Below are 14,710 nucleotides of genomic sequence, written 5' to 3'. Positions count from 1 at the left end.
TCGCGGTCACTGTTGAACGCGGCACCGATCACCGGCCGCTACTGCGGCGTCCGCCCCGTCGGCAGTGGCCCCGGCCTGGCCATCATCGTTGTACCCAAAGCATGCCTGCTGCCTCAGCGCGGTCGTGTCCCGCTTCGTGGTGTAGGCGACCTTGCTCGACGCGTTCCGGTAAGCCGCGCGTCGGCCGCCCCATGGGCACGGCTCCCGGGTCGCGCAGCGGCTGACCTGCCGTCAGCGCCATGCGCGGCCCTGAAGCACGCCGCTGCGGCGATGACCTGCGGATTCCGGCGCCTTGATCCGCCTACACCACCTGGCGGGACACCACCCTCAGCGCAGGCTTTGGCTGCCGAGTCACGCCCGCCGCAGGGGTCTGTGCGCCCGATGACCTGCCGAAGCTGCGGGCAGTCGGCCACACATCCAGGTGGGGCTGCTCGGCGTCGGCCGGTCGGGACAGCACAACCTCCGCCCGAGGAAGCGGCAGCACCGATTCGCCTTCGGAGTACTCGAACGCCCAGCCCTGGTCCACAGCGAGGTCAAGGACCGCCTGCCAGTCCTCCACCGACGCATCAGGAACGAACGCGTCCCGCCGCGTTCCCATGTCGACCGGGTCGAAGAACCACTTGACGTCATCCCACAGCAGATCAGCCACCCCGTCATCCTGCCTTCCCCACTGCCCTTCCCTGACCCGATCTCCTTGACGAGCCCTATGACAGCGCCCCCCCCAGGGCCGTTTTCTGTTGGGGCCGTTTCCTTGGGCGCCTACGCGCAGGGCCACAGACCCAGACGGTTGCTGCATCGAACGCCCTGAGGCACGCGCAGACGACTCGTCGGAGAACAGTCTCCGGGGTACTTCCCCGGTACCCCCGGCCTCAGGATGGCCTCAATAACATTGCACTGTCGCAGCAGAGCCGACCAGAACAGGTCTCATCAGCCACCCGTCAAGGTGCATACGTGCAGGTCAGAAGAACATCAGCCGCCGCAGACCAACCTGGCGCCACACTCGCGAGCAGCGGATTCAGTCCGTTCAGGCGAAGTTGACGCTCAGAGACCCAAGAGTGAACGTTTCCGCAGGTCAGGGCCCTGCACTGGTGGGGCGGGTGGGACTCGAACCCACGGCCGACGGATTATGAGTCCTTCGAGGATCTCGGCGGTCCTTGCCGATCAACGTCTGCTCACGACGTTCTTGCTGGTCAGACAGGGCCCACCGTGTCTACTGCCCTCCGTCTTTGCCGGTCTGTTCCTATCCTTGCGTCCCAACTGCGTCCCGACACCCCCCAGACGGCCAGGAACACCGGGCTGTCGGGCGAACACTCCACCTCTGAGGCGGTTTTCCAACCGGTCCGCGGCGGACTGCCGTTCCCATCACCACCGGCAGCGGGGGGGGCGCGGGACTCGCTGCGCACGCCCTGCGAGCAGGATCGGCTTCGAGTGAATGAATGACCGGCGACCTCACGTCACCGGGCTTCGGGTATTGCGTGGCCTACGACGCCTCGTGGTCACCATGGTCTTGTGAGGGGTGCTCGCATCACCAGTCAATCTTTCGGCGCGACATCGGTGCAATAGAGGTCCTTGCCCGGCAGGCGGCCGGTGGTCAGGAAGTCGACGGTCGCCCTGTCGGCGCAGGCGGAGCCCTCGTCGTAGACGTAGTGCCCGCCGTTGTCCACGCCGACGAAGGCCGAACTGCCACCGAGGGCCTTGTGCAGCCCTGTGCCGCCCTCCCACGGAGTGGCGTTGTCCCGGCGGTTCTGGAGGATCAGGGTGTTGCGCGGGCCTTCGTCGGTCACGGTGACGGGCCGCTCGGCCGGCTTCTTCCAGTAGGCGCACGCCCAGATGTTGGCCGGCATTCCAGCGGTGAGGGGCCACGCCTTGCGGTCGGCAGCGGTGCGGGTGGCGTAGCCGTCGGTGTCGTGGGGCCATTCGGCGTCGCCGCAGAGGAGAGCCAGGAACATGGTGGCCTGATTGTCCTCGGGGACGCCCGGCGCCTGCGGGGTGTCGGCGAGGATCTGCTGGAGAACCGCGTCGTCGGCGTCGGTGGCGCTGCCGTCGGCCAGGTCGGCGGAGGCTTTCCAGAAACGGGCCAGCGGTGCAAGCGTGTCGTTGTGCAGGAGCATGCCGTAGGTGACGTTCCGGAGCAGCGGTCCGTCCAACGACATCGACATGCCGGGCACCGAGACGGGCTCACGGTCGAGACGCTCGGCGAGGGCGAGGTAGCTCTGGGTCACCTGCCTGACGCTGTTGCCCAGCCCGAGGGCGCCGTCCTGGGCCGCAGCGACAGCGGCGGCATCAGGGAACCGGTCGGCCATGCCCTTGCCCCAGCGGTCCGCCACTTCGTCGGCCCACACCTTGGTGGGGTCGACGTTGCCTTCCAGGACCATCCGGTCGGTCCGGTCCGGGAACAGGGACCTGTAGACGGCGCCGAGGTAGGTACCGTAGGACTGGCCCCAGTAGGAGATCCTCCGCTCTCCGAGCGCCTGGCGAACGCGGTCCATGTCGCGGGCCGTGTTGGCGGTGTTGAAGTACTGCAGCTGGGCGCCCGCCGTGTCGGCGCACGTCTTGGCATCGGCCCTGGCGCGGGCCACGTTCTTGGTGATCGAGCCGTCCGCGGCGGGATAGGGGAAGAGCCCGGACACGCTGGGGTCCTTCAAACCGCAGCTCTGCGGCGTGCTGTGCTCGACGCCGCGCGGGTCGAAGCCGACTAGGTCGTAGCGGCCCAGCACGGACTTCGGCAGCATGGCCGCCATCGTTGCGGGCATGGAGAGACCGCCCAGGGCCGGCCCGCCGGGATTCAGCAGCAGGACGCCGCGCCGCTTCCCGGGTTCGGCGGTGGCCAGGCGCGAGACCGCCACCTCGATCTTCGTGCCGTTTGGATCACCGTAGTTCAACGGGACCTTCAGCGTCCCGCAGGTCAGACGAGAGTTTCGGGTCGTTCCCGGGGCCGGCTCCGGGCATGTGCCCCAGTCGATCCCTGCGTGGTCCGCGCTCTGCCCGGCGACCTGGGCCCGCGGCGTGTCCGCGGTGTTCCCGTCGCATGCGGCCAGCCCGGTTCCGGCCAGCGTCGACACGGCCACGGCCACGGCGAAACGGCGGCCACCGGGAAATGCGGACTTCCCGGACCTGCGCGTCATCCTCATGATGTCGGCCTCCTGCTGTTCGGCACGGTCGGGCCGTCGGCCCGACCGCTGCGTTGACAGTCACGGAGTCAACAGGCGGCCGCCGGTGCCCCGCGTCACCCCTGGGTGGACACATCAGGTAGCTCGCTCAGGGGACAACGCTTCTGAAGACAACGCCGTGACGGTCTCCCACCTGCCGAACCGGACCGTCAGGCTCTTCCCCCGCGCCCCGTCACGCCCGCCCGGTACGCCAGAACCACCGCTTGGACGCGGTCGCGGAGGTTCAGTTTGGTGAGGATGCGGGAGACGTAGGTCTTCACGGTCTCGGGGCTGATGACCAGTTCGGTGGCTATCTCGGCGTTGGACAGCCCCTCGCTGATGAGGAGGAGGACCTCGTACTCGCGGGGGGCGAGGACCTTGAGGCGGTCGCGTTCGGGGGACGCGAAGACGGCGGAGGGACGCACCCGTTCGGCGAAGCGGCCGATCAGAGCGCGGGTGACCGCGGGGGCCAGGAGGGAGTCTCCCCGAGCAACAGTGCGTACCGCGTTGACCAGTTCGTCCGGTGCGGCGTCCTTCAGCATGAAACCGCTGGCACCGGCGCGGAGGGCCTCGTACACGTACTCGTCGACGTTGAAGGTGGTGACGACCAGGATCTTCACGGGACTGAGGGAACCGGGACCGGCCAGGTGGCCGGTGGCCGCGATTCCGTCGAGCAGGGGCATGCGGATGTCCATGACGACGACGTCCGGCTTCAGTTCCTCCGTACTCCGGATCGCAGCTCGGCCGTCCACCGCCTCCCCCACGACCTCCATGTCGGGCTGCGCGGACAGGATCGTGACGAAGCCCGCGCGCACGAGAGCCTGGTCCTCACAGACCAGCACCCGGATCGCGGAGGACAGAACACTCACACAGCACCTCCCGTGGGGACACGCGCGTACACACGGAACCCACCCTCCGGGCGGGGCCCTGACGCGAACTCCCCGCCCAGCATCTCCACCCTTTCCCTCAGCCCGACCAGACCCCGGCCTCCCGGGACGTGGGGGCCAGTGTCGCGCGGGGCCGCAACCTCGCATGTGCCGTCGGCCGTGCCGGCGGTGGTGACCTCGACGTCGGTCCATCCGGGGGTGTGCGCGAGCCGTACAAGCGTTCGTCTGCCCGCAGCGTACTTCACGGCGTTCGTCAGGGATTCCTGCACGACGCGATACACCGTGAGATGGGCCCCTATGGCCATGTCCGGCTGCTCTCCGTCCTCGACCAGCTCGACCGGCTGACCGCTCGCTCGCGCCTGCTCCACCAGGTCGGGCACCCGGCCCGGCATCGGCGTCCGGGACGCTGAATCGCCGGTCGCCTCCAGCACGCCGAGCAGGAACCGGAGTTCGGCCAGCGCGCGGCGGCCGGTACCGTTGATGGCGACGAGGGCCTCGCCCACACGGCCCGGCGACTCGGCGACGTACTGCGCCGCGCCGGCCTGCACCACCATCGCGGTCACATGGTGGGTCACCACGTCGTGCAACTCCCGTGCCATGCGGCTGCGTTCCGCGGCAACGGCCGCCCGCGCGGACAGGAGCCGACGCTCAGCCTCGTGCCCCCGCCGCTCGCGGACCAAGACACCCAGGGCCCACATCGCCGCCAGGGCCATGTAGTAGACCAGATAGTCGGTCAAGCCGTTGGGCGATCCCAACGTGTGCAGGACGACGCAGAGGACCACGTATCCGCCCGTCGCCGCCAGTGGTACGACCCGCCGCAGACGTTCCTGGTGAGCCCCCACCGAGTACAGCGCGACGTACAGGCCGAGGCTGGCGAAGGTCGGCGGACAGCCGAGGGACTCGTGGACCGCGAACGAGGTCCCCGCCACCGCGAGACAGAGAGCCGGCCACCGGGTGCGCACCGCGAGCGGGAGGGCCTGCCCCAGGGTCAGCAGGACACTCGCCACGGACGCGTCCCGGGCGGGAAGAGCACCGAACTGCGCCCCGATCCGCGACAACGGCGCCACGAACGACAGCACAGTGACGATGAACGCGAACACCCGGTCCCTGGTGGCGGGGGCGCGTGATTCCCACCATCGCGTCAGCAGGCGGGGCCGGGCGGTTGCGGCGGGAACCGGGCTCGCGCATGCGAGGACCGCCGGGGTGGGGGTTGCGGAGCCCGATGGCTCACGGACTGCTTGGTCTTCCACCGTCCTCCATGATTCCGCGGGTCCGGCTCCGAGCGGATTGCGGACCCGGCCACGGCCCGGGAGTCGACTCTTTCGGTTCGCCCGTCCGGCGTCCGCAGCACACGGTACGGCAGGTGCACAGCATCACTCTGCTCGGCCCGGTCGTCGCCGACCACAGCAGCCGGACCAAGGCCGGTTCACCACGCCCTCGCGGCGACCGTCCAGGATCGAGCTGATGCAGAGTCCCCGGGTGACCTCGGTCGCCGCCCGGCCCGAGGAAGCCACGAGCGTGATCGCGTCCCGCTTGAACTCCTTGGTGTACTGCTTCGTGTACTTGCTTCCCACCTGGCACTGCTTCCTCTGGAACCTCAAGATCCCAGTCCTCAGGTGTCCGCCCCGACTCCGTGGACCATCGAACCCGCAGCCCGCAGAGGCTGACCACCGGGAAAGACATGTGGAGAGCCGGATGCGGTGAAAGTCGCAGGTCCGGTTCGGGCCGGCGGCTCGGGGAAACGGAACAGCGGCGACGCAGTCACCGCGCCCCGAGCCGACCGCACAGCTTCAATCTGCTGGCTTCGCCTCGCTCCGGACAAGAAACTGCACGGCCAGGGGCTCGGCACACGCCTCCTGACACAGGCACTCCAGAGCTGGTCGCAGTAGCGTCACAGAGGGCGGCAGGGCGCCTCGTGGTCGTGGATGCCATCGACGACCGTGGGGCCGAGTTCTGCCGAGCCCACGGCTTCAAAGACATGCGGGGGATCGCAGACGATCGCCCGCAACGCCTCTACCGCCCCATCGCCGACATCGTCGCCGACGTCACGTGGTCGTGTCCCGCAACGTGGTGTAGCAGCGATCATGGCGATGATACAGGTCACGTGGTCAATCAGCCTGCACGGCACCCTTGCCGACCTGACTGGCCATCAGGCGAGGGGCCTGGCCGAGGCGGCCGGCGCGGAGCCCATGGCCTTCCGCCTCGGAGAAGGTCGCGTCAAGGTCGACAGCGCCGTCCCACAGGCGCAACCAACTGACGTAGCGTCAGGTCTGTCCGGTCGGCGGGTGCCAGAATCTGGCCCACGACCTGCACTTTCGCGGTGATCACTGTTACACCACTCGGCGGGACGCCACCCGTCACGTGATGGCACAGGCAACAGCAACCAGAAGCCTCCGCCAGGCGCCGGCGAAGACTTCGAGCACTTCTGAGGAGCCATGGCAGCAGCGCCCCGTGGCCCCAGCACCGAACCCGCCGCCCACAGCCGGGGCAGCGTAGGCGAAGGGCCCCCGGTAGCCGCTTCTGACTACCTGCGTCCCATCAGCGTCCCAACTTCGACGTCCAATCGCTCGCACAACGCACGTGCGGCAGCCCGCCCCGGCAACGAATTGATACGCCTGCGCAGGTCAGAGCGTTTGCAACCGACGCTGGCTGAAGGCAGGTTGAACCCGCGAGCAGCGGATTCAGTCCGTTGACCCGAAGTCCTGAATCCGCAACTCCAGAAGAGACGTTTCCGCAGGTCACAGACCTGCATGGTGGGGCGGGTGGGACTCGAACCCACGGCCGACGGATTATGAGTCCTTTGAGGATCTTGGCGGCCCTTGCCGATCAGTGTCGATTCAAGGCGTTCTTGCAGGTGAGGCGCGTGCACCTGTGTCGGCCTTGGGCAGTCCTTGTCGGTTGGTTCCTGTCCTTGTGGTCCCTACGTGGTCCCTGCCGCTCCTTGAGAGACCTACCCGACACGGAATCCTGGTTGTCGCTCCGGCTCGGCAGACGCGGTTGCACCATGGCGCAGCGGATTTCCCTTCCACCGTGCAGAGGCTCCGCTCCGCGCTCGGGGTGAAGCCTCCGTGGCCGTTGTCGGAGGCCAGCGCGTGACTCCCACCGACACGGCGCTGACATGGCGCGCCTGGACCTCCCGGGGTGCATGCCTCCTTCCCCGTCGGATGGCCCGTCACCGAAGCGGTCCGGCAATCGAGACGCCGACCCGCCCCGAGCCCATCGGACCCGATGCGCCGCGTCGGTCGGGCGGCCGTGGCTTTTCCCTACCCCGTCACCTCCGTCGACTGCCTGCACGACATGGTCGACCCGATCGGCGCCGCCACCCACACGCCGACGGGTCTCGGCCCGGACGGAACCTGGTTGATCGTCGAGCTCCAGGCCACGACGGGTCGAGTTCAACCTCGTGTACAACCAGTTCCTCTGCCCATGCCCCCTGCATGCCTGCGTGCCTTGCCCCGACTCCACCCAGCCGGGGGCCAGAACCGAGATTTTCAGCAGCCTTCAAGGCCACGTGGCCTGCCTTCCGTCAACCGACGCGTTTGATCGGCGGGCAGTGCCACCGCGCGTCGACGACCTCGGGGCGCGGGAGGTACATGCGCAGCGCGACGTACCAGATGCCCTGCTGCGGCGTGGGCAGCCAGTTGGACTCCCGCTCGGACCCCGGTGAGTCCGACTGCAGGTAGAGATGCAAGCCCCCGTCATCGTCCATGACGAGCCCCGGGGTGCGGTCTCCGATGGAGTACCTGTTGATCGGATTCGGGATCAGGTTCCGTTCCTCGTCGTAGGCGGTCAGCGACCAGAACGCGTCGACCGGAGGCAGCATCCCCGCCTCGTAGTGCAACTCGTAGCGGCCGGTGGCCAGCGTCTCACCGGCGCCGTCGGTAAAGGCCGCCATATAGACCGCTTCCTCGGGATCGTTGATGGCGATCCCCACCAGGGACTGCTCCGCGGCCCGCCTGAGGAAGTCGTCCCCGAAGTGCCCGATCTGCGGGGGAGGATACCGCCAGCCGTTGATCAGCTCGCCCCACTGGCCGCTGAGTATCTGCTGTTCGAGCATGGGCACGGCGGTGGCGGCGGCCCGGATCAGGCCCTCCTTCACCGGCTCCGGTTGTGCCTCGACATCCAGCCCCGGGCCGATGCCGATCTCCGCGAACTGCCGGAGCAGGACATCGTGGTGCCTCGGGAGGGGATTCTCGGCCAGCACCGCGTTGAGTGTCTTCCACGGACCGAGCGGATCCTTGGCAGGGTCGACCGGTACCGGTACGTCGCGGCGTTCCGGGAGCGTGGCGCCCTCCTTGCCGAACAGATGGAGAGGCGTCAGCCGGTACTGCTGCTGCAGCGCGTGGACGGCCGGGAGGTCGTCCACGCCCTCGACGAGGGTCCGCCCGACCACCAGGACCCACGGGGTGGGGGCGGTCGCCGTGCGACGCACGCCCTCCGGGAGGTCCCCGCTCCAGCCCGGGCCGATGAGGGCGAAGTCACCGGCCTCCGATCCGGTCGCCCGCATGCCCACGTAGTCGTAGTTGTCGGAGGTGAAGGCGACCAGTTCGAAGGTGAAGTAGCGGTCGCCCATGTCCGGGTGCGAGAGAATGAGGGGTTCCTCGCGCAGGTCCACCCACGCCCAGGAGTACAGCGTGTCGTTGTTGGGGGACACGCCCTCCCGATCCGAGGCGTCCCAGACCCTGGTCGCATGCCAGAAGTGGTTGACGGCGGCGTAGGGCGTCGTTTCCGTCTCGGGCTTCTGGGTCACCCAACGGTGGCGGAGCTCGGCGTTGTAGATGTAGGGGAAGCCGTAGATGAAGGCCTGCTCTCCCAGCGTGTACGCGTACTCGCGGCGCCAGTCGTCCACCCGGCCGGTCAGCGTCGGCTTCACCGATCGCCATGCCACGGGCAGTGCCCGCGTCACCTTCCTGGCGCGGTCGATGGTGTCCCGCGGGTGACGTACGGCCGCCGCAGTGGCCTTTCCGGTGGAGGCCGCCGCCTGGCCGATGCCGGCTGCCGCCGCGGCAAGATCGTGGCGCAGACGTCGCCCGGGATGGTTGCTGTCGGCTGAGGATGCCATCACCGCGTTCCTCTCCTGAGACTGACCAGCACAGCCTGCAGCCACCACGCGAACTCAGCACGCGAACTGGGGAAACCGGCGACCGTCGACGACGTGCTTCCCGGCTCCTCCCGGTGCGCCACGCGGCGGCGTCTGCGCCATGCTTGGTGGGGTTACCGGGCCGGGTGCTCCCACACGCACCCGCTCTTCGAGTACATCAGCGCGTCCCTACCCCGGCAACCTGGCTCGCAGGTCACGACGGTCCCCCTCCGTCACTCAGCGCGTTCACGGCGTCGGTCACCGTCGGGTGGAGGCGATCCGGGCTGAGGGTCGCGTGCAGGGGGTGCCGGGACAGCGAGCGCGTGGGGCCGGCCCGGACCCGAGCCACATGGAGCTCGACTCCCTGATGGTCGAGGTCCGCGGCGAGGTCCGCCAGGGTGTCCAGGACGGGCAGGCCGAGCCGGTAGCTCGCCGTCAGGTCCACCACGACGGCGCGTGGCGGGCGGTCGGCTGCCGCTACCAGCTCCTTCACGGCCGTGCGGACGCGATTGACGTTGCCGAAGAAGAGCGCCCCGTCCGGCCGTGCCACGAGGATTCCCGGTGCGGCCACGGCTCGTGGGTGCTCCCGCAGGTCGCCCCACACGCCGGTGCCGGGCAGCAGCCCCAGGGCCGCCACACGCGGGGTGCTGGAATAGGCGATGAACAGCAGCAGCGACATCAGTACCGCGAGCAGCAGCCCGGGCAGCAGATCGAAGACCAGAACACCGATCAGGGCGGTCAGAGCGATCCAGAGGCTGGGCCGGTCGTGCGTGGCGTAGCGGCGCATTTCCCCGACACGCAGGAAACCCTTCACGGCCACGATCACGATCGCCCCGAGCACCGCATCGGGCAGCGAGGTGAACAACGAGGTCAGGAAGGCCCCGGTGAACAGCACCAGCACTGCCGCGACCAGGGAGACCATCGGGCTGCGGCCGCCCGCGCCCTCGGCGGCGGCGCTGCGCGACGCGCTGCCGGAGACGACGAAGCCGCGGAAGAAGCCCACCGCGAGGTTGACCGCGCCCACCGCGACCATCTCGCGGTCGGCCTTCACCTCGTCGCCGTGGAGGCGGGCGAAGCGGCCGGCGATGCTGTAGGACTCGGCGAAGACGACCAGCGCCACCCCGAGCGAGCCGCCGACGAGCTCGGCCCAGTCGGCGGACGTGATATCGGGCAGGTGAGGGACCGGCACAGCCGCCGGGATCCTGCCCACCGTCTCCACGCCGTGGGCGTGCAGGTTCAAGGCCTGGGAGAAGATCAGGCCGGCGGCCAGCACGATCAGCGAGGCCGGCAGCCGCGGCAGGAGGCGCTCCAGCAGCAGCAGCGAGGCCACGGCGGCTACGCCGACGGTGATCGTGGTCCACGACCAGTCGCCCGCCTGGCTCAGCAGCTTCGCCAGGCGCTGGAAGAAGTCGCCCTCCCCGCTGGAGACACCGAGGATCTTCCCCGTCTGCCGCACCATGATCGTCAACGCCATGCCGAAGAGGAAGCCGACCAGGGCTGGCTCCGCCAGAAAGTTGGTCAGGAACCCGAGCCGGGCCGCTCCGACTGCCACCAGCGCCGCGCCCACGATCACCGCCAGCGCCGCTGACAACCCGACGACGGCGCCCGGGTCACTGCTGACGCCTTTGACTGTGGACGCCGACAGCACGGCCGCGGCCGACGTCGCCCCCACGATCAGAAAGCGCGAACCCCCCAGCAGCGCGTAACCCGCGAGAGCGATCGGAGCAGCGTAGAACGCGTTCTGCGGAGGGACTCCGGCGATCTCCGCGTACGCCACCGACTCCGGCACGATCAACGCCCACACCGTCAGGCCGGCCAGTACGTCACCGCGCAGCGACTCCCGCCGGTAGCCGCGTACCCAGTCGGCCACCGGCAAGGCGGAGAAGCGGCGTCGGCCGGTCAGCCGACGCGGGTGACCGGCGGGCACTGCCAGCGCGCGTCGATGACTTCGGGGCGTGGGAGGTACATGCGCAGCGCGACGAACCAGATGCCCTCTTGCGGTGTGGGCAGCCAGTTGTTCTCCCGGTCGGAGCCCGGTGAGTAGGGCTGCAGATGGAGGGTCAGGCTGCCGTCCGGCTCGGTGACCAGTCCGCGGGTGCGGTCTCCGACGGAGTAGCGGTCGATCGGGTTGGCGATCAGGTTCCTGGTTTCGTCATAGGCGGTCAGGGACCAGAAAGCGTCGACGGGGGGCAGCGACCCGGCCCCGAAGCGGATCTCATAACGGCCCGTCGACAGCTTCTCGCCCTCCGCGTCGTCGAAGGCGACGAGGTACACCGTCTCCTCAAGATCGTTCGCGGCGACACCGAACAGGGCCTGCTCCGCGGCCCGCTTGACGAAGTCGTCGCCGAAATGACCCATCTCCGGCGGCGGGTAACGCCAGCCGTTGATCAGTTTGGCCCAGTCTCCGCTGAGCAGTTGCTCCTGCAGCATGGGCAGGCCGGCAGCGGCGGCGGCGATCAGGCCCTGCTGGACGGATTCGGGCTGCTCCTGCACATCGAGGCCGGCGCCCACACCGATCTCCGCGAACTGCCTGAGCAGGATCTCATGGCGCTCCGGAGGAGGGTTCTCGGCCAGCATCGCGTTCAGCGTCTTCCACGGCGCGAGCTGATCATGCTCCTGATCGACGGGCTCCAGCACGTCACGGCGCTCCGGCACGGCGGCGCCCTGCTTTCCGAACAGGTGGAGCGGCCTCAGCCGGTACCGGTCCTGCAGCGCGTGCACAGCGGGCAGATCGTGCTCACCGTCGACCAGGGTGCGGCCGAGCACCAGGATCCACGGGCTGGGGGCGGTCGCCGTACGACGCACTCCTGCAGGGAGTTCTCCCTCCCATCCCGGACCCACGAGGGCGAAGTCGCCGGCGTGCGGCCCCGTGGCACGCCGACCGACGTAGTCGTAGTTGTCCGAGGTGATGGCGACGAGTTCGAAGGTGAAGTAGCGGTCGCCCATCTCCGGGTGCGAGAGGATGACGGGCTCCGTGCTCAGGTCGACCCAGGCGCACGAGTAGAGGGTGTCGTTGTTGGGCGCCAGACCTTCCTGGTCGGAGGCGTCGAAGAGCGTCCGGGCATGCCAGAAGTGGTCGACGGCGGAGTGCATCCTCATCTTCGGGTCGGCCTGCTCTGTCACCCACCCGTGGCGCAGCTGGGCGTTGTAGATGTAGGGGAAGCCGTAGACGAAGGCCTGCTCCCCCAGTGTGTAGGCGTATTCGCGACGCCAGTCGCTGACCGATTGCGGCGCGGAGCTCGAACCTGCGGAAGCCATCACCGCGCTCCTCTCTGTGACTCAGCGGGACGCGTTACGGCCGCCCTCGGGCCAGGCCGCACGAGGCACTGCCGGCTCTTCGTGGGGGACGGCCACCAGAACCCGCCGTACCGCATCGGATACAAAGCAGGACGATTCATGCGATGTGGGCCTCCTTCGAGTAGATCACCGCAGCCACAGCCCGGCAACAGCACGTCATCGCGGCCGGATCCGTCCGGCAGCTTCGCGGCCTTCGGCGTCGGCGTCGGCGGACCGGGCAGCACAAGCGGCGTCCTAGGGTGATCCGGGCTGCCTCGCCCCCTCGGTCGAACTCCTCAAGCTGCGCCGTCAGTTCCGCGATACTTCCCCGGTGGCTTCGGCCTGCGTGGCGATCTCGCTCTCCCGCTCCTCCAGGTGCGGCGGCACCGCGCCAGGGTCAGTTCGCCGCCGCTCATGCGCCGCGTGGGGCGGGAGTGGCGGTGGCGGTGGCTGTGGCGGTGACGGTGACGGTGACGGTCAGCACCCTGGCCGTCCGGTCGCTCATGGCCCCACCCTCGACTCCGCCGAAGCGGTCCGGCGCTCCTGGTCGCGTACGAACAGCCCTTCTGCTCCGACCAGGTGTCGAGCCGCGTGCGTCGGCCCGGGGAGGACGGACCAGAGCGGTGGCTTGGTTACGGTCGGGGGGCGAACGGTCGGCACCGGCCGACGTACGGGAGGTGCTGCTGTGTCGGCTGCGGAACCGCGATCCATGGTCGCGCTCCTCCCGATCATCTCGGGGCTCTCCCTCGCTTTCACGATCACGGCCGTCGACCCGCTGGTCCTCAGCCTGAACATGCCGCAGGTCAGCCGGGCGCTCGACGTGCCGCCCGACGTCATCGGATTCCTGGGAGGCGCTGCGACGCTGGTCATGGCCGCCGCCGTGCTCGCCGTGGGCAGTCTCGGGGACACCTTCGGCCTCAAGCGGCTGCTGACACTGGGGCTGGTCGGCGACATCATCGTCAACCTGCTCTCCGCGATCTCCCCCGGCTACACGTTCCTGCTGGTGACGCGCCTCCTCGACGGCCTGACGCTGGCCGCGATCCTGGGCGTGTCGATGGCTCTGCTCAAGGTGTCGGTACCGCCGGAGAGACGGCCGGCGACCATCGGCATCTTCATGGCCATCGACATGGTGCTGTGCGGGGTGACCCCCGCGATCGGGGGCTGGGTGGTGGAGGCCGTCGGCTGGCGTTGGCTGTTCCTTCTCGCCCCGCTGCTGTCGCTGATCGCGCTCGGGCTGACGGCCCGTTACGTCACCGAGCCCCCCGTCCTGAAGCGCCGCGGAGTCGACGTCGTCGGTGTCAGCCTGGTCGGCGTCGCCCTGTTGACCCTCGTCCACGGCGTCGCCGAAGCGGAGAACGGGATCTCCCAGCTCCAGGCCTGGCTGCCGCTGGTGATCAGTGCGGTCGCCTGCGTGCTGTTCGTGCTCCGTGAACGCCGGACAGCGGAACCGGTCCTGGACCTGTCACTGTTCCGCAGCGGCCCGTTCGCCGTGGCCGCGCTGGCCAGCCTGACGCTCAACTTCCTCGTCGCGGGCTTCAGTTTCGCCCTCGGGCAGTTCGGCAGTGTGATCCTCGCGCTGTCCCCGCGCACGATCGGCCTGCTGTTCCTGCCCGGCACACTGGTGATCGCAGTCGCCGTCATCCTCGCCGGGCGCCTGATCGGGAAGTACACCCCCCGGCCGGTCCTCATCACCGGCCTGCTGGTGATGGCCGCGGGCGGGCTGCTGATGGCGGCCACCGCCACGCCCACGATGGCACTGTGGATCGTCGTACTGGCCACCTGGCTCACCAACCTCGGCTCGCTGGTGACCTCCTCCGCGGTGGCCGAGACCATCCTCTCGCACGCCCCGCCCGGAAAGTCCGGCGCCGTGGCCTCCGTCCAGCCGGCGTTCGGAATGACCGGCTACGCGCTCGGCCCCGCCGTCTACCTCCTGCTTCTCAACCTCTTCTTTCAGCGGCAGTGGCTCAACGACGCCGACGCGCGCGGGATTTCCGTCGCCGAGGCCGACCAGGCCGTGGACGCGACACGAAGCGCGATGGCGCGAAGTCCGGGCACCGCCGGATACGACCCGAACCTGCTCCGGCAGTCCGGACTGGACCTCGGGCTGGACTTCACCAACGGCCTGCGACTCACCATGCTGGTCGTGAGCCTCCTGCCGCTCGCCCTGGCTGTGGCGGCGTACCTGCTCATGCCCCGCCGGACTCGGACCGCACAGTAGGAGGCGTCCGGGTCACCAGGCGTCAGGTCACCAGGCGTCAGGACATCAGCCCGTCAGGCGTCAAGCGTCAAGCGTCAGGCGGGGCACGTGGGAGCGAGCC

The 14,710-nt window shown here is 69.1% G+C and carries 8 protein-coding genes and 1 pseudogene; 1 reads left to right on the top strand and 8 read right to left on the bottom strand.

The genetic code is table 11. The features are described from left to right. Positions 1 to 400: 400 nt before the first annotated feature. The 8 genes and pseudogenes from P8T65_RS31845 to P8T65_RS31810 form a co-directional block, all read right to left on the bottom strand. Positions 401 to 649, bottom strand: a pseudogene (locus P8T65_RS31845) (hypothetical protein); the annotation flags it as partial. A gap of 883 nt (positions 650 to 1,532) precedes the next feature. Continuing rightward, the gene (locus P8T65_RS31840) at positions 1,533 to 3,131 is read right to left on the bottom strand and encodes an alpha/beta hydrolase (protein WP_316728633.1); all 1,599 of its coding nucleotides are present in this window, start codon (positions 3,129 to 3,131) and stop codon (positions 1,533 to 1,535) included. A gap of 188 nt (positions 3,132 to 3,319) precedes the next feature. After that, on the bottom strand, positions 3,320 to 4,009 hold the full coding sequence (locus tag P8T65_RS31835; protein ID WP_316731800.1) for a response regulator transcription factor: 690 nt from the start codon (positions 4,007 to 4,009) through the stop codon (positions 3,320 to 3,322). Positions 4,010 to 4,014: 5 nt separating this feature from the next. Next, positions 4,015 to 5,136 (bottom strand): histidine kinase, encoded by a 1,122-nt coding sequence (locus P8T65_RS31830; RefSeq protein WP_316728632.1) that lies wholly within the window; start codon positions 5,134 to 5,136, stop codon positions 4,015 to 4,017. Positions 5,137 to 5,409: 273 nt separating this feature from the next. Beyond that, a complete protein-coding gene (locus tag P8T65_RS31825) occupies positions 5,410 to 5,610 on the bottom strand; it encodes a hypothetical protein (protein WP_316728631.1) in 201 nt (66 codons plus the stop codon). Between the two features lie 1,952 nt (positions 5,611 to 7,562). Continuing rightward, on the bottom strand, positions 7,563 to 9,098 hold the full coding sequence (locus P8T65_RS31820; RefSeq protein WP_316728630.1) for a DUF1254 domain-containing protein: 1,536 nt from the start codon (positions 9,096 to 9,098) through the stop codon (positions 7,563 to 7,565). A gap of 232 nt (positions 9,099 to 9,330) precedes the next feature. Beyond that, positions 9,331 to 11,043 carry a SulP family inorganic anion transporter gene (locus P8T65_RS31815; protein WP_316728629.1) on the bottom strand — a complete coding sequence of 571 codons (1,713 nt, stop codon included), beginning with the start codon at positions 11,041 to 11,043 and terminating at the stop codon, positions 9,331 to 9,333. Then, positions 11,016 to 12,374 carry a DUF1254 domain-containing protein gene (locus P8T65_RS31810; RefSeq protein WP_316728628.1) on the bottom strand — a complete coding sequence of 453 codons (1,359 nt, stop codon included), beginning with the start codon at positions 12,372 to 12,374 and terminating at the stop codon, positions 11,016 to 11,018. The genes P8T65_RS31815 and P8T65_RS31810 overlap by 28 nt, the downstream gene beginning before the upstream one ends. A gap of 703 nt (positions 12,375 to 13,077) precedes the next feature. On the opposite strand from P8T65_RS31810, the gene P8T65_RS31805 reads away from it, so the two are divergent. Continuing rightward, positions 13,078 to 14,610, top strand: a complete 1,533-nt coding sequence (locus tag P8T65_RS31805; protein ID WP_316728627.1) for an MFS transporter — start codon at positions 13,078 to 13,080, stop codon at positions 14,608 to 14,610. Positions 14,611 to 14,710 lie beyond the last annotated feature (100 nt).

The organism is Streptomyces sp. 11x1, from assembly GCF_032598905.1.
In the GTDB taxonomy this organism is placed as follows: Bacteria; Actinomycetota; Actinomycetes; order Streptomycetales; family Streptomycetaceae; genus Streptomyces.
This window is presented reverse-complemented; position numbering and strand designations above follow the sequence as displayed.

Coding starts and splice junctions, on each gene's coding strand:
- P8T65_RS31840 (WP_316728633.1), bottom strand. CDS start 3,131: ATGAGGATGACGCGCAGGTCCGGGAAGTCCGCATTTCCCGGTGGCCGC.
- P8T65_RS31820 (WP_316728630.1), bottom strand. CDS start 9,098: ATGGCATCCTCAGCCGACAGCAACCATCCCGGGCGACGTCTGCGCCAC.
- P8T65_RS31810 (WP_316728628.1), bottom strand. CDS start 12,374: ATGGCTTCCGCAGGTTCGAGCTCCGCGCCGCAATCGGTCAGCGACTGG.